The sequence below is a fragment of the Enterobacter sp. DNB-S2 genome, from assembly GCF_019443845.1.
GTDB lineage: Bacteria > Pseudomonadota > Gammaproteobacteria > Enterobacterales > Enterobacteriaceae > Enterobacter > Enterobacter asburiae_B.
Map to the genome: position 1 here is coordinate 778,646 of NZ_CP050520.1, position 19,358 is coordinate 798,003.

Below are 19,358 nucleotides of genomic sequence, written 5' to 3' on the forward strand. Positions count from 1 at the left end.
CAGTTGTTCGGTTAAACCGAACAACTGTCATGAAGGATTGACTCGTTTCCCTGTTCTCATTCCCAGGTGATGATTCTTGCTTGCCATGATCTATCATTTGCCTGGTTTCCTGAACCAACTTTCGGGCCATTTCCTTGATACGCTCTCTACTTTCAGATGTACGAGAGTTTATAACTTCATTTAAGGTCTTCGTTTTATTGCCTCCATGCTTCTGGATACTTGATTTAATCTCTGCGCTCTATAATGATCCCCCCATGAAAATTGAAACCGCACTTCCCACACACTTCGAACGTCTGGTTGCGATCTGGGAATCCTCCGTCCGCGCCACCCATCACTTTTTACAGGAAAGCGATATTACGGCGCTGCGCCCGCTATTGCTTAACGCCTATCTGCCAAACCTCAAGGTCGTGATCGCTCGCGATGACGCAGGCGTTATTCACGGCTTTTTAGGCGTGGATGAAAACCGCATTGAAATGCTGTTTGTTGACGACGCGAGCCGCGGGAAGGGCGTCGGGAAATTGCTGCTGCAACACGCCATCACAGAGTTCGGCGCGAACGAGGTGGACGTGAATGAGCAGAACCCGCAGGGCGTGGGATTTTATCGCCATATGGGGTTTGAGCAGGTCGGGCGCTCGGAACTGGACGGGCAGGGGAATCCGTTTCCGTTGCTGCATATGAAGCTGAGCAGGAATACCGGGATTAGCGCTTAGCCTGCTTATCCCATTTTAATAAGCCGATGATATCTTTCTCACCTTCGGCTTCTTTCAGCAGGCGCTGCTTTTTTTCAAACTCCAGGTATTCTGAGCACGCCTTTTCATCGGCCGCTTTCTTGCTGATTTTGCCTGCTCCTTCCAAAACGTCCCGGTCGTTAAATTGCAGGAACTGATCGAGTTTGGTTTGCCAGTCTCGTAAAAATACCTACTCCATCGCTGGCAGTTGTTCGGTAAAACCGAACAACTGAATTTTCGACCAGCTCACTCTCATCAAAAATACTCTTGATATGCCCACTGATCGTGGCTTTGACTTTGCCGTATAACTCACAGATTGTGGCCTGTGAGGCCACAAAGTATCGCTTTCGAAGCGGCATTCAATGCGAACTTTTTCATCCTTGCTGGCAAACATGACAAACTCACCGACTGGTGAATTTATTAATTCCTCATATGTCATGCTGCCTCCGTGTCATAAGGTTGATGCCTGTAAGCTCGTAGTATGCCAGAAATAGCGGCTAAGCCAGGTGGTTTGTATTTGATTTTGCGAGGCGCTTTCCAGGACGCTGAGTTTGAATCGCCGCAAGCGCGTCCTCTATCTCAATAAGCTTTGCCTTCGTCCGTTTATAATCATCCTGCAACCGCTGCTCCTGCTCGTTATACGCCACCAAAACGATGCATCCTTTCATGACTTTTATCGTGACCTGCTGTCCGGTATCAAAACCCGCCGCGCGCAGCCACTTGCCTGAAAGGATGATTTTCGGCGTGGATTTGTCGAAAACATTCGGGCGGTATCCCACAATTAACGAACGCTCGGTTCCGGATTGGTCTGTGTCTGGGGTAGAATGCGAATCAGCCATAATCAACTCCTTGATAGTTGGTGAGGTTAGACGCTCCGGCTGTGTTCCCGCACATCGGAGCGTTGCAAATACAGGAGGTTAGGTGGCCTCCTATAGGTATCAGAGTAGATGGATAGGTGGCCTCATGTCAATCATATCGCGCGAAAAAAAACCAAAAGGCGGCGGGCAGTCTCCGCAGTTTAAGATGCGTATTGATCCGGCATTGAAGGAGCAGTTGGATGCTGTGGCTGCTGAGGAAGGAGTGAGTCTCGCCAGCTGGTTCAAGGGGCTGGCGAGAGAGGCTTTAAGAGAGAAGGGTATAGAGCCACTAGGTTAAACTCTTTTAATTTAGAAAGCATAACCAAATATATCTGAAATTATTAAAAAGCAAATCTATAAATGTTTTATTACAATGTATAAAGTTCCTCTGCTATCTTATTAAGCGCGGTTTCTCTTTTCTGGAGGTAATCTTGAATCAGCATCTAATTTTGAGAGCGTTGTCACAAAAACATAACGGGCGAGCCTTGAATGAAGCAGATACACGAGCAAATGTGATTGATACGATTATCCATGAGGTGCTTGACTGGCCTAAGTCTTCAGTTAAAAGAGAAGTGTCAATTCACCCTGGCTATGCAGATTACATGCTTTACAATACCGCGGGTAAGATAGCATTGGTAATTGAAGCAAAGAGGGAAGGTGTTTCATTTGACCTTCCTAAGAAAGCCGGATTAACATCTGATAACCAGATACGTTTTGTTTCGGTTCGGACACTATTAACCAGCCAAAATACTAAAGATGCAATGATCCAAGTTCGTAACTATTGTTTGGAAATAGGTTCAAACTTTGCTTGTGTCACTAATGGTCATGAATGGATTTTTTTTAGAGTATTCGAGACTAGTACAGATTGGAAAAGTTTAAGAGCTTTCGTGATTCCCTCATTAGAGTCGATTGATACTGACTTTATAAAATTCTATAATTCATTATCTTATAAGTGTATTTCATATGATGGCTCTCTAAATGCCTTAATTTCAAGAACTCCAAATGAAAACAGAGAGACATATCGCGCTGGACATGATATTCCAGTCTACACAAGAACTATTGAAGCAAACAAATATGTTCAATATCTGAGGCCGATCGCAGAAAGGTTTTTCGGGCAAATAAATGCATCAGATGTTGAATTAATGAATGAAGTATATGTATCAGATTCAAGTTACGATTCAGCTTTTAAATCAGCTTCTGCAATATTAGTAGATTCAGTAACACCATATTTAGAGAATTTCGGAGTAAAAGATACAACGATAAGTGATGATGGCGGTATTTTCGGAGTCAGATTAGAAGAAAGTATAAAAAGAGAGTCTCGAGCAGATGTAGTGGTATTGTTTGGAGGAAAGGGAATAGGTAAATCAACATTTTTACGACGATTACTCTATGTCAAACCTCCGAAAATTGTAAAGGAGAATGCAGTAGTAGTTTTAATTGATCTTCTGACTGTTCCCGAAGACAAGCATGCAATCGAAGAAACTATTTGGAACGAACTAGTCATCAAAATGGATATTGACAATATTTTGAGTTCAAATAGGGACGTTTTACTCGATTTATTCAAAGATAAATATGAAATAGCACAGAGACAGTCTTTATATGGACTACCTACCAATTCAATTGACTATAATAGATTCCTAAATGAATTGGTTGATACGTGGAAAAATGATAAGCCATATGTAGTTCGAAGGTTATTTAATTATCTTAAGGCGCAAAAGAAAGGTGTTATAGTTGTAATAGATAATACAGATCAATACAGAGCGTTGCAAGAATATAGTTTTACACATGCCCAACAAATAGCTAAAATGCTCGGATGCTTAGTCGTGATTTCTATGAGAGAAGAGCGTTTTTATGCTTCAACAATAAAAGGTGTGCTCGATGCTTTTCAAAATTCAGGTTTTCATTTAGGTTCTCCTTCACCTCACAATGTTTTTTTGAAACGGCTCGATTATGTTCTTAAACTCTTAAATAGCCCTACAAAAACATATAACTTCCTTCCAAGCGAAATTACTCCTGAAATTGTTTTAACGATCCAAGTATTATTGCGAAATTTGCGTTCAGAATTCAGTTCTAATCGCTCTCATTTGGCTGGTTTTTTAACTGCATGTGCACACGGTAATATAAGGCTTGCTCTTGAGCTATTTAGAGGATTATTGCAGTCAAGATATACAAATATAGATGAAATAACTTCACGTACTGATTGGACATGGCAAATACATCAAGTTTTAAAACCCGTAATGATTCCGAATAGATTTTTTTATGAAGAGTCGGAAAGCTATGTGCCAAATGTTTTCCAACTTCGTTCGAAGCAGAAATCTTCCCATTTTACAATGCTAAGATTTTTATCAATATTGACAAACCATAATGAAACGCATGGTTCTTCTTTTTATGCTTTACCACAATTAATTACTGAGCTTTCAAACAAATTTCATATGGAAGATGATCAAAAAGAATCACTAGATGTATTGCTTCGTTACGGGCTTATAGAATCCAATAACAGATTGGATGAATATACAGACACAATTGATTCGGTTCGTGTGACAAATTACGGTAGTCATATATTCCATAATTTATCTTCTGCATTCACTTACCTAGATTTAGTATCCACCGATACTGCTTTGTATGACTCATATGTATGTAATGAACTTACGAGACTAGCGTTGGACGAATATACTATTTGGGAAAGCTATAACACGATTAAATCAAAAAGAATTGAGCGTGTCGAAAAACGCATACAAAAAGCTACAGAATTTATTTCTTATTTAGAGAAGGAGGAATTAAAAGAGGCAGAGTCTTATGGTTTAACGCTTCGTGAAAGATTTATGCCATCAATAAGAACTAAATTTGACCGAGAAATAGAAAACGTAAGACGTAGCGCTTCAAGGCAAAAATATAGATAATTTGTTACTATGTTTAAGCTATGAAAGATTGTAGCATTTTTGGCGGAAGATCACAGGAGTCGAACCTGCCCGGGAACGCTGGCGTCCCCAACTGGATTTGAAGTCCAGCCACCTCACCGGAGATGACGATCTTCCGCGCCTGCATTGCTACATGGAGGCGGGGCGCATTATAGCTACTTTCAGGCATTTACCACATACCCAGACACACTTTTTTCACCTCTCTTTTGACCTGTACACCCCTGTTTCAGTTAATTCCTAAGAAAATCCTCATGTTAGCCCCTCGTGCTTCCAACATTTACCGCGATCACAAAAAACAAGAAACGTAATCTGCTAACCAGAAAACGCAATACCCGCTCCTGAAACAATGGTTTAAAACTCTGTAACCGGTCTCAGCGCCCCCTACAGCGTGAAGGATAAAAAAATGAGCGAAGTATTGTCAGTAAAAGAGAAGATTGGCTACGGCATGGGAGACGCCGCCAGCCACATCATTTTTGATAACGTCATGTTGTACATGATGTTTTTCTACACCGATATTTTCGGCATTCCCGCCGGGTTTGTCGGCACCATGTTCCTGCTGGCGCGCGCGCTGGATGCGATCTCCGACCCGTGCATGGGGCTGATTGCCGACCGCACCCGCAGCCGCTGGGGCAAATTCCGTCCGTGGATTTTGTTCGGCGCGATCCCGTTCGGCATCGTCTGCGTGCTGGCCTACACCACGCCTGACCTCAGCCTCAACGGCAAAATGGTTTACGCCGCCGTTACCTACACCCTGCTGACCCTGCTCTATACCGTGGTCAACATTCCCTACTGCGCGCTGGGCGGTGTGATCACCAACGACCCGACGCAGCGTATCTCCCTTCAGTCCTGGCGCTTCGTGCTGGCGACGGCGGGCGGCATGCTCTCCACGGTGCTGATGATGCCGCTGGTGAACCTGATTGGCGGCGACGATAAGGCGCTCGGCTTCCAGGGCGGGATCGCCGTACTGTCGGTGGTCGCGTTCCTGATGCTGGCGTTTTGCTTCTTCACCACCAAAGAGCGCATCCAGGTGCCGCCGAGCACCACCTCCATGCGGGAAGACCTGCGCGACATCTGGCACAACGATCAGTGGCGCATCGTCGGCGTGCTCACCATCCTCAACATCCTCGCCGTCTGCGTGCGCGGCGGCGCGATGATGTACTACTGCACCTGGATCATGGGCTCGCCGGAGGTGTTCGTCGCCTTCCTCACCACTTACTGCGTCGGCAACCTGATTGGCTCCGCTCTGGCGAAACCGCTCACCGACTGGAAGTGCAAGGTCAGCATCTTCTGGTGGACCAACGCCGCGCTGGCGGTGGTCAGCGTGGCGATGTTCTTCGTGCCGATGCACGCCACCGTGCTGATGTTCGCCTTTATCTTCGTCATCGGCGTGCTGCACCAGCTGGTTACGCCGATTCAGTGGGTGATGATGTCCGATACCGTCGACTACGGCGAATGGACCAACGGCAAACGCCTGACCGGCATCAGCTTCGCGGGCACGCTGTTCGTGCTGAAGCTCGGTCTGGCGCTGGGTGGGGCGATGATCGGCTGGATGCTGGCAGGCGGCGGCTACGACGCGGCAGCCAAAACCCAGAACAGCGCGACCATCAGCATCATTATCGGCCTGTTTACCCTGGCTCCGGCGGTCTGCTACGTGCTGAGCGCCATTATCGCCAAGCGCTACTACACGCTGAAAACCCCCTTCCTGACCAAAATCATGGGTGAGCTGGCGCAGGGCGCGCGCCGCAATCAGCAGGAGTTTGAAACCCTGCCGGTCAGCAAAGAATTGCAGAACTAAGAGGACGAGAGCATGAAAATCAGTGATGGAAACTGGCTTATTCAACCGGGCCTGAACGTGACGTATCCGGTTCAGGTGTTCGACGTGGAGCAGCAGGGCAACGACCTGGTGGTGTATGTGGCGCCGCGCGACGTGCGCGAACGCACCTGGCAGCTCGACACGTTGATGTTCACGGTGCGCCTGTTTGCCCCGCAGGAAGGGATTGTCGGGGTGCGCATTGAGCATTTTCAGGGCGCGCTGAATAACGGCCCGCACTATCCGCTGAACGTTCTTAAAGACGTGAAGGTAGAGATTGAAAACAACGCCGACTTTGCCGAGCTGAAAAGCGGCAGCGTCAGCGCGCGCGTCACCAAAGGCGAGTTCTGGGCGCTGGATTTCCTGCGCAACGGCCAGCGCATTACCGGCAGCCAGCTGAAAAACAACGGCTACGTGCAGGACAGCAATACCGACCGCAATTACGTGTTCGAACGTCTGGATCTGGGCGTGGGGGAAACGGTCTACGGTCTGGGAGAGCGCTTTACCGCGCTGGTGCGCAACGGCCAGACGGTCGAAACCTGGAACCGCGACGGCGGCACCAGCACCGAGCAGTCCTACAAAAATATCCCGTTCTACCTGACCAACCGCGGCTACGGCGTGCTGGTGAATCATCCCGAGAACGTCTCGTTTGAAGTCGGCTCCGAGAAGGTCTCCAAAGTGCAGTTCAGCGTGGAAGGGGAATATCTCGAGTACTTCGTGATCGACGGCCCGACGCCGAAAGAGGTGCTGAACCGCTATACGCAGTTTACCGGGCGTCCGGCGCTGCCGCCTGCGTGGTCGTTCGGCCTGTGGCTCACCACCTCGTTCACTACCAACTACGACGAAGCGACGGTAAACAGCTTTATCGACGGCATGGCCGAGCGCGACCTGCCGCTGCACGTCTTCCACTTCGACTGCTTCTGGATGAAGGCCTTCCAGTGGTGCGACTTCGAGTGGGACCCTGTGACCTTCCCGGATCCGGAAGGCATGATCCGCCGCCTGAAGGAGAAAGGGCTGAAGGTCTGCGTGTGGATTAACCCGTACATCGGCCAGAAATCCCCGATTTTCCGGGAGCTGAAAGAGAAGGGCTACCTGCTCAGGCGCCCGGACGGCTCCCTGTGGCAGTGGGACAAATGGCAGCCGGGGCTGGCGATTTATGACTTCACCAACCCGGACGCGTGCCGGTGGTATGCCGACAGGCTGAAAGGCCTGGTGGAAATCGGCGTCGACTGCTTCAAGACCGACTTCGGCGAGCGTATCCCGACGGACGTGCAGTGGTTCGACGGGTCCGATCCGCAGAAGATGCATAACCACTACGCCTACATCTATAACGAGCTGGTGTGGAACGTGCTGAAGGAGACGGTGGGGGAGGAAGAGGCGGTGCTGTTTGCCCGCTCGGCGTCCGTCGGGGCGCAGCAGTTTCCGGTGCACTGGGGCGGCGACTGCTACGCTAACTACGAGTCGATGGCCGAAAGCCTGCGCGGCGGGCTGTCGATTGGCCTGTCCGGCTTCGGGTTCTGGAGCCACGATATCGGCGGGTTCGAAAACACCGCTCCGGCGCATGTCTACAAACGCTGGTGCGCGTTCGGGCTGTTCTCCAGCCACAGCCGCCTGCACGGCAGCAAATCCTATCGCGTGCCGTGGGCGTACGATGACGAGTCCTGCGACGTGGTGCGCCACTTCACCCAGCAGAAGTGTCAGCTGATGCCGTACCTGTATCGTCAGGCGGCGCTGGCCCGCGAGTTCGGCACGCCGATGCTGCGGGCGATGATGCTGGAGTTCCCGGACGATCCGGCATGCGATTACCTCGACCGCCAGTACATGCTGGGGGATGCGGTGATGGTCGCGCCGGTGTTCTCCGAGGCGGGCGACGTGCAGTTCTACCTGCCGGAAGGACGCTGGACGCATCTGTGGCATAACGACGAAATTCAGGGCAGCCGCTGGCATAAGCAGCAGCACGATTTCATGAGCCTGCCGGTCTACGTGCGCGACAACACCCTCCTGGCGCTGGGCAACAATAACCAGAAGCCGGACTACGCGTGGAATGAGGGGACGGCCTTCCAGCTGTTTAACCTGGACGATGGCGCAACGGCGGTGAGCGAAGTGCCTGCGGCGGACGGGGCCGTGGCGTTTACGCTGAAGGCGTCACGTCGGGGCGATATCGTGACCTTTACCGGCGCGGGAGACGCGAAAAACTGGTCCGTGTGCTTGCGCAACGTACAGAAGGTGAGCGGCGTAAAAGGTGGTTCACACGCGGGCAGCGAATGGGGTGTGGTGGTGAAAGCGGAGGGGAATGAGGTGGTGGTTCACATTTAATTCCCCTCACCCTAACCCTCTCCCCAAAGGGGCGAGGGAAGGGTTTGCTCCCTCTCCCTTTCAGGGAGAGGGCTGGGGTGAGGGTGCGGTCGATACCACACCGCCCGTCATCGTCTGCTGCACCTGCTGTTTATCCATATTTACCGCGTTCAGCTTGCCGTTCACCGTTGGCTTCAACGGTGCGCTGGCCTGCACGCTGCCGCTGGCGGTGAGCTGAATATTGCCGTCGCCCGTAATCGGCAGCGCAGGCCAGCCCCACTGCTGCAGCACGTTGAGCGGCACGCCGCGCCCGTTCAGGCTCACCGTGGTCTGCCGCTGCGGCAGCTGAGAAACCGTCGCCGTGGCTTCCAGAATGCCTTTCTCGGTAAAGGCGCTCAGGTCGGTAATGTTCACCGTGGCGGCGTTCGCATTCAGCGCCAGCGACGGACGGCGCACGTCCACGCGGTTAAAGGTCGCCGCCGCGCCGTTCAGGGTTGCGCTGCCGCCCCAGATACCCCATTGGCGATCTTTCACCAGCTGCAGGTTTGCGCCGTAGCCGTCCAGAGAGGTGATCTGCCACGGGAAGGCGGGATCGATGTCGATCACTAGGTTGCGGCTCAGGCCGAATTTTTGCAGCGTGACGCTGTTCAGCCATTCCGGCAGAGGCTCCATCCACAGCGTTTTCCAGTTCTGCGGCAGGGTGTACTCCAGCCCGGCGATGGCAACATCGTCCAGCACCAGCGCTTTACCGTCGCGCAGCCAGTTACCAGACGTGCGCACCATGCCGCCTTCCCAGCGGGAGGTGAACTGACGCAGCGCCATGCCCTGCGGGGAAAACTCCGCATTCAGGATCGGGTCGAAAAGATGCAGCGAGCCGTAGATAAACTCGCTGGCGTTCATGGACAGCCGGCCTTCCTGGCTCTGCCAGTCGCCTTTGCTAAGAGTCAGGTTGCGCAGGCTTAAATCGAGATCGGTCACCGCCCAGTCCGGGCCCTGAAGCCGGGCGTCGGTTACGTCCAGACGACCAATCTGCAGAGAAGGGATGGAGGCCAGCGGCACGAAGAACGCCATCAGCGTTTTATCGCTCTGCAGGCGGATCTCATTCAGGCGCATCGTGTCGATAATCCAGCTCCCGTCGGCGTTGCGCAGGGCGGAGCCGGTAAGCGAGCCACGGGCCATGTCGGCACCAATCGTTTTCAGCACCACTTCCTTGCCGTTGAGCTGGCCCTCGATTAGCACGTTGGTCGCCGGTACGCCGTTCAGGGTCAACGAGCCTGCGCTCATCTGGATCTGAGCATTGTTCCCCAGCACGTTGCCCGCTTCCGGCTGCCACGGGCTGACGCCGCCAGTAACCTTCTGCGCGCTCAGGTCCCATTCGGTATTCGGGCTGTTAAACGCCATATTATTCAGCTGCAGGCGATCCGCCTGGAACGGCAGCGGTGCCGTCTGAGGCGAGAGATTCAGCGTGCCGTCGAACAGGGTGATGGTGTCCATATGCAGCGGATCGGTTATCTGGCGGCTGCTCAGGCCGATATCAACTTTTTTGGCTACCAGCGTGGCGGGTTTACCGTCCCGACCGAAGGTGACGTTTTCCAGAATGATGTGGGAAGGCGACGAAAAGCGGTGATTCATCTTGTCGAAACTGAGTTCGTAGTCGGTATTCACCGTCACCCAGCTGCTGACCTGAGACGCGCCCCAGCGGGTCTGGAGCAGAATGTAGAACGCCAGCAGCACAATGAGCAGGGCTACCAGAAGATAGATGAGGAGCTTTCCAATAAATTTCATGGTCTTCCATCCCGCAAAACGCACATAAGGGAGTTATGCACGATTTATGCGCAATCCTCAAGGCGGGAATGGTGTAATTAGATGTCACGGCAGGCATTGACTGCCTGCCGTGGGAGAAATCAATTTTTCTCAGGCGGGAAAACGAGGTTCAGAACGATAGCGGTGATACCGCCCGCGGCAATGCCGGAAGAGAGCAGGTTTTTCACCCAGTCAGGCGCAAACTGCAGGATCAGCGGCTGCTGGGAAACACCCAGACCGACGGCCAGCGACAGGGCGATAATCATGATCGCGCGGCGGTTCAGCGGCTCGCGGGAGACGATACGCACGCCGGAGGCCGCGATGGTCCCGAACATGACCAGGGTTGCGCCGCCCAGCACCGGCTCAGGAATATGCTGCACAAAGCCGCTTACCGCCGGGAACAGGCCGAGGACGATCAGCATCAGCGCCACCACAAAACCGACGTAGCGGCTGGCCACACCGGTCAGCTGGATCACGCCGTTGTTCTGACCGAAGCAGGAGTTCGGGAAGGTGTTGAATACCGCAGAGACAAACGAGTTCAGGCCGTTCGCCAGCACGCCGCCTTTCAGGCGCTTCATGTACAGCGGGCCGGACACCGGCTGCTCGGAGACGTCGGAGGTAGCGGTGATATCGCCGATGGTCTCCAGAGAGGTGATCATAAAGACCAGCATCAGCGGCAGGAGCAGGCCCCAGTCAATGCCCAGTCCGTAGTACAGCGGCGTAGGAACGACGATCAGCGCGCTGTTGGTCGGCGCGGTGTTCTCCGGCAGCATGCCCAGCGCCCACGCCAGCAGGTAGCCCGCCGCCATGGCGATCACCAGCGAGGCGACGCGCAGGTAAGGATTACGCTGACGGTTAAGCAGAATAATGATCGCCAGCACGACCCCCGCCAGCAGCAGGTTTTTCGGCGCGCCGAAGGTGTGGTCGCTCATTGCGGCATAGCCGCCGCCGATGGAGGTCAGGCCCACCTGAATCAGCGACAGCCCGATAATCATCACCACCACGCCGGAAACCAGCGGGGTGATGACGCGGCGAGCCAGATGCAGAACGCGGGAGATGACCATCTCCGTACAGCTGGCCAGCATCAGGGTGCCGAACAGCGCCGCCATCATGGTTGGGACATCCGCACCGCCGGTTTTCAGCGCCGTACCGCCCATGATCAGCGGTGCCACGAAGTTAAAGCTGGTGCCCTGAATCGACAATAATCCCGACCCTACCGGCCCCCACGCTTTAATTTGAATAATCGAGGCCACGCCGGAGGCGAAGAGAGACATGCTGATAATGTGCTGCGTGTCCTGCGCCGGTAAGCCGAGCGCCTGGCAAATCAGCAGCGCCGGGGTGATCACCGCAACAAACATCGCCAGAAGATGCTGGCAGGCGGCGAAAAGCGTTTGCGGCAGCGGCGGGCGATCCTCAAGGCGGTAAATCAGTTCGCTATTTTGCTTCTGCGCAATCGGTTGCGCATCAGGCGACTCTATGGTGTTAACGGACATCGGCGGCAATCCCACGGTGGAAAAGCGGGCATTTTATCTGACCACCTGGTAAAAGCAAACGATTGCCAGCAAAAAAAGGGAAGAAAATCTGCCGCTGTGAGCAGGTTTTTACAACGCGTGGGGAAAAAAAATTACACTTTTTGCGCCGGGGGCTCATGAAGAGCGCAAACCGGCCCAGGATAACGCCGCGTGTGTATGGAACACGCGCATAACAGGAGCCTTTTATGATTCATCTCGATACGTTGTCGACCCTTGTTGCCGCAACGCTGGTTCTTCTGCTTGGTCGCAAGCTGGTACATAGCGTTTCCCTTCTGAAGAAATACACCATTCCTGAACCTGTCGCCGGTGGCCTGCTGGTGGCGCTGGCCCTGCTGTTACTGAAAAAAAGCATGGGCTGGGAAATCGATTTTGATATGTCCCTGAAAGATCCGCTGATGCTGGCCTTCTTTGCCACTATCGGCCTGAATGCCAACCTGGCGAGCCTGCGCTCGGGCGGTAAGGTGCTCGGCGTATTCCTGATTGTGGTGGTGGGGCTGCTGCTGATGCAAAACGCCATTGGCATCGGCATGGCAACGCTGCTGGGGCTGGATCCGCTGATGGGTCTGCTGGCGGGGTCGATTACACTTTCGGGCGGTCACGGAACCGGGGCCGCGTGGAGCAAGCTGTTCATCGAGCGCTATGGGTTTGAAAACGCGACGGAAGTGGCGATGGCCTGTGCGACCTTTGGCCTGGTGCTGGGTGGCCTGATTGGCGGCCCGGTGGCGCGGTATCTGGTTAAGCACTCCACCACGCCGAACGGCAGGCCGGACGATGAGCTGGTGCCGACCGCCTTCGAAAAGCCGGACGTTGGCCGCAGCATCACCTCGCTGGTGCTGATTGAAACTATCGCGACGATCGCCATCTGCCTGACCGCGGGCAAAGTGGTTGCGCAATGGCTGGCGGGTTCCGCGTTTGAACTGCCGACGTTTGTCTGCGTGCTGTTTATCGGGGTGATCCTGAGCAACGGTCTGGCGCTGATGGGCGTCTACCGCGTGTTTGAACGGGCGGTATCGGTGCTGGGCAACGTCTGCCTGTCGCTGTTCCTGGCGATGGCGCTGATGAGCCTCAAGCTGTGGGAGCTGGCCTCGCTGGCGCTGCCGATGGTGGCGATTCTGGCGGTACAGGCGCTGTTTATGGCGCTGTACGCCATGTTCGTGACCTGGCGTATGATGGGCAAAAACTACGATGCGGCGGTGCTGGCGGCGGGTCACTGCGGGTTTGGTTTGGGGGCCACTCCAACGGCTATCGCCAACATGCAGGCGATCACCGAACGGTTCGGGCCATCGCACATGGCGTTTCTGGTGGTCCCGATGGTTGGGGCGTTCTTTATTGATATCGTGAACGCGCTAGTGATCAAGCTGTACCTGATGCTGCCGATGTTTGCCTGAGATCAGGCGTTGGAATACCGCTCGGTTTCCGGCATCCAGCGCTCAATTAACGCTGCCGCCTGTTCGGGGTAGCGTTCATGAATATGGCGGGCGAGGCGCTGAACCTCGGGGATCATGGCCTGATCGCGCAGCAAGTCCGCTACTTTGAACTCCGCGTTACCCGTCTGACGCGTGCCCAGCAGTTCGCCCGGGCCGCGGATCTCCAGGTCTTTTTGCGCAATCACAAAACCGTCGTTGCTGTCGCGCAGCACCTGCAACCGCATCTGGGCGGTTTTGGAAAGCGGGGCTTTGTAGAGCAGTACGCAGTGGGACGCAACCGCGCCGCGGCCGACGCGCCCGCGCAGCTGGTGGAGCTGGGCAAGGCCGAGACGCTCCGGGTTTTCGATGATCATCAGGCTGGAATTGGGGACGTCCACGCCGACTTCGATCACCGTGGTGGCAATCAGCAGATGCAAATCACCCTGTTTGAACGACTGCATCACCGCCTGTTTTTCGGTGGGCTTCATGCGTCCGTGAACCAGACCCACGTTCAGCTCGGGCAGCGCCAGCTTAAGCTCTTCCCACGTTGCTTCGGCAGCCTGTGCTTCCAGCAGTTCAGACTCTTCAATCAGCGTACAGACCCAGTAGGCCTGACGCCCTTCCTGGGTGCAGGCGTTGCGCACGCGGTCAATGATATCGCTGCGGCGCGTGTCGGGAATGGCGACCGTGGTGACCGGCGTACGGCCCGGCGGCAGTTCGTCGATGGTGGAGGTATCCAGATCGGCGTACGCGGTCATCGCCAGGGTGCGCGGGATCGGCGTGGCGGTCATGATCAGCTGGTGCGGGTGGAAGCCCTGCTGCAGGCCTTTTTCCCAGAGCGCCAGACGCTGATGCACGCCGAAGCGGTGCTGCTCGTCGATTATCACCAGCGCAAGACCGTTAAACTGCACCTGCTCCTGGAAGATGGCGTGCGTGCCGACAATCATCTGCACCTGCCCGCTGGCAATAGCCTCCTGTTGCGCAAGGCGCGCTTTGCCTTTTTGCTTCCCGGCAAGCCAGCCCACTTCAATTCCGAGCGGCGCAAACCAGGCGCGGAAATTGTTGGCGTGCTGTTCAGCCAGCAGCTCGGTCGGCGCCATCAGCGCCACCTGTTTACCATTAGCAATCGCGCGCAGGGCCGCCAGGGCGGCAACCAGCGTTTTACCGGAGCCCACGTCGCCCTGAACCAGGCGCATCATCGGCACGTCGAGCGCCATATCGCGTTCAATCTCGGCGGTGACGCGCGCCTGCGCGCCGGTGGGCTTAAACGGCAGAGAGGCCAGCAGCTTATCTTTGAGCGCATCATTCTGGCTTAACGGCTGAGCGTGGAAACGCTGCGCGCCCGCGCGAAGCGCCAGCATGCTCAGGTTATGGGCCAGTAATTCCTCAAGGATAAGACGCTGTTGTGCGGGGTGTTTGCCGCTTTCTAAATCGCTGAGCTGCAGCGTTGGCGGCGGGCGGTGCAGGGTGCGCAGCGCCTCGGGCAGGCTCATCATGCCCTGCGCCAGCTCGGGCGGCAGCAGCTCGGTAATGGCGCAGGTATCCAGCAGCTCCAGTGCCTGATCGGTGAGCTTGCGCAGCGTCGCCTGCTTGATGCCTTCGGTTGTCGGGTAAACCGGGGTAAGCGTCTCCTGCATTTCCGGCGTGCTGAGATCGCCCTGCACGCGGTACTCCGGGTGGATCATCTCTGCGCCGTATTTCCCGCGTTTGGCTTCGCCATAGGCCAGCACCCTGCGGCCCGTCGCCAGGCTGTTTTTCATCGCCGCGCTGAAGTTGAAAAAACGCATGGTGAGAATGCCGGTACCGTCGCTGATCTGGCAGGTCATCATCCGGCGTCCGCCGAAGGTGATGTTGCAGTTCAGGACTTCGCCTTCAACGGTGGCGTAAATGGCGGGAAGAAGATCGCCAATCTTGTAGAGCTGGGTACGGTCTTCGTAACGCAGGGGGAGGTGAAGCAGGAGATCCTGAACGGTGTGCAGGCCAATTTTTGCCAGCTTATTACTTTGCGCCGCGCCCACGCCCGTCAGGCTGTTAAGCGGGATAGCATCCAGCAGGCGGCCTTTCATCGCTTACCCGGCGTACTGCATGGTGGCCCACCACTCGGCATCGGCTACAATTTCGCCCTGCGCGTTGACGTGGGGGTAAGGCAATTTTTTCTGCTTCGCAACGCGAGCCAGCACCGGATAACCACCTTCAAACAGCAGGCGCTGCTGCTCATCTTCCGGCAGCATGCTGTTGCTGCGCTCGTACATCCCGGCGTTCTGGCGCTGGCGCTGCGCTTCATACAGAATGAGCGCGGACGCCACGGAGACGTTCAAAGACTGCACCATGCCGATCATCGGAATGATGATGTCACGATCCGCCAGATCCAGCGCTTCCCGGGAGATCCCGGTTTTCTCCTGACCCATCAAAATGCAGGTCGGGCGGGTGTAGTCGATCTCGCGGAAATCTACGGCTTTAGCGGACAGGTTAGTGGCGAGGATCTGCATCCCGCGCCCTTTCAGGTGCGATACGGCTTCGCCAATGGTGTGATGATTTTTGACAGACACCCAGCTGTTGCTGCCTGCCGCCGCCGAGACCGTATTGCGCATACGGCCGTCCGGCCAGACGGCGTGCACTTCATGCACACCGACGGCATCTGCGGTACGGACGATAGCAGAGACGTTATGAGGTTTATGCACCTGCTCCATGCAGACCGTCAGGTCAGGCTGACGCCTGGCGAGCATTTCGCAGATACGTGCATAACGTTGTGAATTCATAAACCTAGTTTCGGTTTCGGGTGACTTTAATCACGTCCGGCATGACGCGGATTTTGCGCATAATATTCGCCAGATGCACGCGGTCGCGGGCGGTCAGACGAATAAAGGCGCTGTACACGCGGCCATCTTTTTCTTCCGTATTCAGGCTCTGAATGTTGGATGAAGCCGTGTTGATCGCTGCCGTCAGGTTCGCCAGGGCACCCTGATGGTTGAACATATCCACCTTAATTTCGGTGATAAATTCCTGCGCGGTCTCTTTATCCCACTCGACCGCCATAAACTTCTCGGCTTCTTTCTGGTAGCCGCGAATGTTACGACAGGACTCGTGGTGGATAACCAGCCCTTTACCCGGGCTGACATGCGCAATAATCGGGTCGCCAGGAATTGGACGACAGCATTTTGCGAAGGTGATCAGCACCCCGTCTGCGCCTTTAATCGGCAGGTGTCCGTGGCTTTGCGTGGTTGCAGGCACCGCTGTCGTGTCGCCTTGCTGCAGATTCTTCGCCACCACCACGCTCATGGCGTTGCCGAGGCCAATCTCTGCCAGCAGGTCGTCAAGCGACGCAAGCTTCATGCGCTCCAGCTCACGCTGTACGTTCTCCTGCGGAATTTCAGCCAGCTTACGGCTACCGCCCAACGCGTGGTTGAGCAGGCGACGCCCCAGGCTGACGGAATCATCGCGCTTGAGGTTTTTCAGCAGCTGGCGAATTTTGGCGCGTGCCTTGGAGCTCACGACAAAGTTCAGCCAGGCCGCGTTCGGACGTGCGCCCGGCGCGGTAATAATTTCTACCGTCTGGCCGCTGGAGAGCGGCTGAGACAGCGGATAAGGCTGTCTGTCGACGCGCGCGCCGACGCAGGCATGCCCGATATCGGTGTGCACGGCGTAGGCGAAGTCGACCGGCGTTGCGCCCGCAGGCAGTTCGACAATGCGACCTTCTGGGGTGAAAACGTAAATCTCATCCGGGAAGAGATCGGATTTAACGCTCTCGATAAATTCAAACGAGCTACCCGCACTCTGCTGAAGCTCCAGCAGGCTTTGCATCCAGCGCTGGGCGCGGATTTGTGCGGTCGTGCTGCTTTCGCCACCGTGCTCTTTATACGCCCAGTGTGCGGCAACACCCATCTCTGCCATCTGGTCCATGTCTTCGGTGCGAATTTGCACCTCAACAGGTACGCCATGTGGCCCGATCATCGAGGTGTGCAAAGATTGATAGCCGTTCGCTTTTGGAATGGCGATGTAATCTTTCATGCGGCCCGGACGCGGTTTGTAGAGGCTGTGCATCTGCCCCAGCACGCGATAGCAGGTGTCCGAGTCGTGGACAATTACGCGGAAGGCGTAGATATCCATGATCGAGTGAAAACGCTGCTCTTTGAGCACCATTTTGCAGTAGATGGAGTACAAATGTTTTTCGCGACCGCTGACGCGGCACGGAATTCCCGCTTCCTGTAAGCGCCCTTCAATTTCCGAGAGGATTTTTTGAATCATCTCTTTACGGTTACCGCGTGCGGCTTTCACCACCTCTTTAATCACGCGATAGCGGTTCGGGTACAACGCTTCAAAACCCAACTCTTCCAGCTCGGTTTTAATGTGGTGAATACCTAAACGGTGCGCCAGCGGACTGTAGATTTCGAGGGTTTCACGGGCAATGCGGCGACGTTTATCCGGGCGAAGTGAGCCCAGCGTGCGCATGTTGTGGGTACGGTCAGCGAGTTTGATGAGAATGACGCGGATATCCTGCACCATCGCCATAATCATCTTGCGGAAGTTTTCGGCTTGCGCCTCTTTCTTGTCGCGGAAATTCAGCTTATCAAGCTTAGAGACCCCTTCCACCAGTTCGGCAACGCTTTTGCCAAACAGCTGTTCCATGTCCTGATAAGTGGCAGGGGTATCTTCGATCACGTCATGCAGCAGAGCGGCCATCAGCGTTTCGTAGTCGAGTTTCATCTCGGCCAGAATACAGGCCACCGCTACAGGGTGCGTGATATAGGGTTCACCGCTTGAACGTGTCTGGCCCTCGTGAGCGTCACGTGCAACGAGATACGCCTGCTGAAGACGCTTAATCTGGTCTTCAGGCAGGTAGGTTTGAATCAGTTGATTCAGGCTTTCAAACAGATACAAGGGCGACCCGCAGGTTTAATTAACGACGACCTTCAGCAATAGCGGTTACGGCCTGCAGTTCTGCGGCTTCCTGCTCTTGCTGCTCCTGGCGCTCACGCACGTCGAGGATCTGGTTGTTGATCAGACCTTCTTCGATTTCGCGAAGTGCAATAACGGTGGTTTTATCGTTTTCTTCCGGTACCAGCGGATCTTTACCGCCTACCTGCATCTGACGAGCGCGACGCGCGGCGACCAGCACCAGGTCAAAACGGTTACCAATTTTCTCTACAGCGTCCTGAACAGTTACGCGTGCCATACTTAAAATGCTCCACAGGTGAAGAAATGACTGGGCATGATACTGAAAGTGGGTTCAGTCTGCCAACAGTTTGGTGATTAATGCGTCATGTCGCTGCTTCTGGCGGCTCATACGCAGACGTTCTGCACGAAGAATGGTTTTGAGATCGCTCAGTGCGGCATCAAAATCATCATTCACAATAAGGTAATCATATTCCGCGTAATGGCTCATTTCTGCAACAGCCTGTTCCATACGCTTTGCGATCACTTCTTCGCTGTCCTGACCGCGGCCACGCAGGCGGCGATCCAGCTCATCTTTCGATGGCGGTAAAATAAAGATACTGCGCGAATCAGGCATTTTCTTACGAATTTGCTGTGCGCCCTGCCAGTCGATATCCAGGAACACATTCACGCCCGTGGCCAGAACCTGCTCAATGGTTTCACGCGAGGTACCGTAGTAATTACCAAATACTTCAGCGTGTTCAAGAAACGCGTCTCTGCCGATCATCGCTCTGAATTCGTCGTGATCCACAAAGAAATAGTGTTCACCGTGCACTTCACCCGGACGCGGCGCTCGCGTGGTGTGAGAAACAGAAACCTGTGTGTCGTACAACGGTTGGGTTTTTAACAGTGCCTGAATAAGGCTGGATTTACCCGCGCCACTAGGGGCAGAAACAATATAAAGCGTGCCTTGAGCCATGAGAGTCTTTTGTATGTGTTAACGAAGAAGTCCTACATACGGGCTTATTATACACGTCACCGCCGTGTGACGTAGCCTTTGTCACACTTTTTCCCCTGGATTATTGAATTTTGCGTGCCGTTTTCAGGTTTTATCTGTGGTTTTCAGCAACCAAAAGA

The 19,358-nt window shown here is 54.5% G+C and carries 14 protein-coding genes, 1 tRNA gene and 1 pseudogene; 6 read left to right on the forward strand and 10 right to left on the reverse strand.

Annotation, left to right across the window (positions count from 1 at the left end; translation table 11 throughout):
* Positions 1 to 254: 254 nt before the first annotated feature.
* A complete protein-coding gene (locus HB664_RS03750; protein ID WP_219940370.1) occupies positions 255 to 710 on the forward strand; it encodes an acetyltransferase in 456 nt (151 codons plus the stop codon).
* Here HB664_RS03750 and rhuM read toward each other — a convergent pair.
* A pseudogene (gene rhuM / locus HB664_RS22945) lies at positions 700 to 918 on the reverse strand (RhuM family protein); the annotation flags it as partial. The gene HB664_RS03750 and the pseudogene rhuM sit on opposite strands and share 11 nt — an antisense overlap.
* Positions 919 to 1,225: 307 nt before the next feature.
* The gene (locus HB664_RS03760) at positions 1,226 to 1,567 is read right to left on the reverse strand and encodes a SymE family type I addiction module toxin (RefSeq protein WP_219940371.1); all 342 of its coding nucleotides are present in this window, start codon (positions 1,565 to 1,567) and stop codon (positions 1,226 to 1,228) included.
* Positions 1,568 to 1,691: 124 nt separating this feature from the next.
* On the opposite strand from HB664_RS03760, the gene HB664_RS03765 reads away from it, so the two are divergent.
* Complete coding sequence (locus HB664_RS03765; protein WP_219940372.1) at positions 1,692 to 1,883, forward strand: toxin-antitoxin system HicB family antitoxin; 192 nt, start codon at positions 1,692 to 1,694, stop codon at positions 1,881 to 1,883.
* 133 nt (positions 1,884 to 2,016) lie between these two features.
* Positions 2,017 to 4,485 (forward strand): type I restriction enzyme HsdR N-terminal domain-containing protein, encoded by a 2,469-nt coding sequence (locus HB664_RS03770; RefSeq protein WP_219940373.1) that lies wholly within the window; start codon positions 2,017 to 2,019, stop codon positions 4,483 to 4,485.
* A gap of 40 nt (positions 4,486 to 4,525) precedes the next feature.
* On the opposite strand, the gene HB664_RS03775 is transcribed toward HB664_RS03770, so the two are convergent.
* Positions 4,526 to 4,620, reverse strand: a tRNA-Sec gene (locus HB664_RS03775).
* 286 nt (positions 4,621 to 4,906) lie between these two features.
* On the opposite strand from HB664_RS03775, the gene HB664_RS03780 reads away from it, so the two are divergent.
* Both HB664_RS03780 and yicI read left to right on the forward strand, forming a co-directional pair.
* The gene (locus HB664_RS03780) at positions 4,907 to 6,298 is read left to right on the forward strand and encodes a glycoside-pentoside-hexuronide family transporter (protein ID WP_219940374.1); all 1,392 of its coding nucleotides are present in this window, start codon (positions 4,907 to 4,909) and stop codon (positions 6,296 to 6,298) included.
* Between the two features lie 12 nt (positions 6,299 to 6,310).
* Positions 6,311 to 8,629 (forward strand): alpha-xylosidase, encoded by a 2,319-nt coding sequence (gene yicI, locus HB664_RS03785; protein WP_143346345.1) that lies wholly within the window; start codon positions 6,311 to 6,313, stop codon positions 8,627 to 8,629.
* A gap of 60 nt (positions 8,630 to 8,689) precedes the next feature.
* On the opposite strand, the gene HB664_RS03790 is transcribed toward yicI, so the two are convergent.
* Together HB664_RS03790 and xanP are read right to left on the reverse strand one after the other, a co-directional pair.
* Positions 8,690 to 10,393: an AsmA family protein gene (locus tag HB664_RS03790; protein ID WP_143346346.1), complete on the reverse strand. Its 1,704-nt coding sequence runs from the start codon at positions 10,391 to 10,393 to the stop codon at positions 8,690 to 8,692.
* A 119-nt stretch (positions 10,394 to 10,512) separates the two neighbouring features.
* The gene (xanP, locus tag HB664_RS03795; protein WP_023309879.1) at positions 10,513 to 11,904 is read right to left on the reverse strand and encodes a xanthine/proton symporter XanP; all 1,392 of its coding nucleotides are present in this window, start codon (positions 11,902 to 11,904) and stop codon (positions 10,513 to 10,515) included.
* 224 nt (positions 11,905 to 12,128) lie between these two features.
* Between xanP and gltS the strand changes: the two genes are divergently transcribed.
* Positions 12,129 to 13,331: a sodium/glutamate symporter gene (gene gltS, locus HB664_RS03800; RefSeq protein ID WP_219940375.1), complete on the forward strand. Its 1,203-nt coding sequence runs from the start codon at positions 12,129 to 12,131 to the stop codon at positions 13,329 to 13,331.
* 2 nt (positions 13,332 to 13,333) lie between these two features.
* Here gltS and recG read toward each other — a convergent pair whose 3' ends face one another.
* The 5 genes from recG to gmk are packed head-to-tail and all read right to left on the reverse strand — an operon-like array spanning position 13,334 to position 19,200.
* Positions 13,334 to 15,415, reverse strand: coding sequence for an ATP-dependent DNA helicase RecG (gene recG / locus HB664_RS03805; protein WP_039263520.1), 2,082 nt, complete (start codon positions 15,413 to 15,415; stop codon positions 13,334 to 13,336).
* 3 nt (positions 15,416 to 15,418) lie between these two features.
* The gene (gene trmH / locus HB664_RS03810) at positions 15,419 to 16,108 is read right to left on the reverse strand and encodes a tRNA (guanosine(18)-2'-O)-methyltransferase TrmH (RefSeq protein WP_193138764.1); all 690 of its coding nucleotides are present in this window, start codon (positions 16,106 to 16,108) and stop codon (positions 15,419 to 15,421) included.
* A gap of 4 nt (positions 16,109 to 16,112) precedes the next feature.
* On the reverse strand, positions 16,113 to 18,227 hold the full coding sequence (gene spoT / locus HB664_RS03815) for a bifunctional GTP diphosphokinase/guanosine-3',5'-bis pyrophosphate 3'-pyrophosphohydrolase (protein WP_023309883.1): 2,115 nt from the start codon (positions 18,225 to 18,227) through the stop codon (positions 16,113 to 16,115).
* 19 nt (positions 18,228 to 18,246) lie between these two features.
* Positions 18,247 to 18,522, reverse strand: a complete 276-nt coding sequence (rpoZ, locus tag HB664_RS03820) for a DNA-directed RNA polymerase subunit omega (RefSeq protein ID WP_000135058.1) — start codon at positions 18,520 to 18,522, stop codon at positions 18,247 to 18,249.
* Between the two features lie 54 nt (positions 18,523 to 18,576).
* Positions 18,577 to 19,200, reverse strand: a complete 624-nt coding sequence (gene gmk, locus HB664_RS03825) for a guanylate kinase (RefSeq protein WP_010426438.1) — start codon at positions 19,198 to 19,200, stop codon at positions 18,577 to 18,579.
* Positions 19,201 to 19,358: the final 158 nt, after the last annotated feature.

What these genes read in the sequence shown, in the direction of transcription:
- HB664_RS03750 (WP_219940370.1), top strand. Translation starts at nt 255, where the DNA reads ATGAAAATTGAAACCGCACTTCCCACACACTTCGAACGTCTGGTTGCG.
- HB664_RS03760 (WP_219940371.1), bottom strand. Translation starts at nt 1,567, where the DNA reads ATGGCTGATTCGCATTCTACCCCAGACACAGACCAATCCGGAACCGAG.
- HB664_RS03765 (WP_219940372.1), top strand. Translation starts at nt 1,692, where the DNA reads ATGTCAATCATATCGCGCGAAAAAAAACCAAAAGGCGGCGGGCAGTCT.
- HB664_RS03780 (WP_219940374.1), top strand. Translation starts at nt 4,907, where the DNA reads ATGAGCGAAGTATTGTCAGTAAAAGAGAAGATTGGCTACGGCATGGGA.
- yicI (WP_143346345.1), top strand. Translation starts at nt 6,311, where the DNA reads ATGAAAATCAGTGATGGAAACTGGCTTATTCAACCGGGCCTGAACGTG.
- HB664_RS03790 (WP_143346346.1), bottom strand. Translation starts at nt 10,393, where the DNA reads ATGAAATTTATTGGAAAGCTCCTCATCTATCTTCTGGTAGCCCTGCTC.
- xanP (WP_023309879.1), bottom strand. Translation starts at nt 11,904, where the DNA reads ATGTCCGTTAACACCATAGAGTCGCCTGATGCGCAACCGATTGCGCAG.
- gltS (WP_219940375.1), top strand. Translation starts at nt 12,129, where the DNA reads ATGATTCATCTCGATACGTTGTCGACCCTTGTTGCCGCAACGCTGGTT.
- recG (WP_039263520.1), bottom strand. Translation starts at nt 15,415, where the DNA reads ATGAAAGGCCGCCTGCTGGATGCTATCCCGCTTAACAGCCTGACGGGC.
- trmH (WP_193138764.1), bottom strand. Translation starts at nt 16,108, where the DNA reads ATGAATTCACAACGTTATGCACGTATCTGCGAAATGCTCGCCAGGCGT.
- rpoZ (WP_000135058.1), bottom strand. Translation starts at nt 18,522, where the DNA reads ATGGCACGCGTAACTGTTCAGGACGCTGTAGAGAAAATTGGTAACCGT.
- gmk (WP_010426438.1), bottom strand. Translation starts at nt 19,200, where the DNA reads ATGGCTCAAGGCACGCTTTATATTGTTTCTGCCCCTAGTGGCGCGGGT.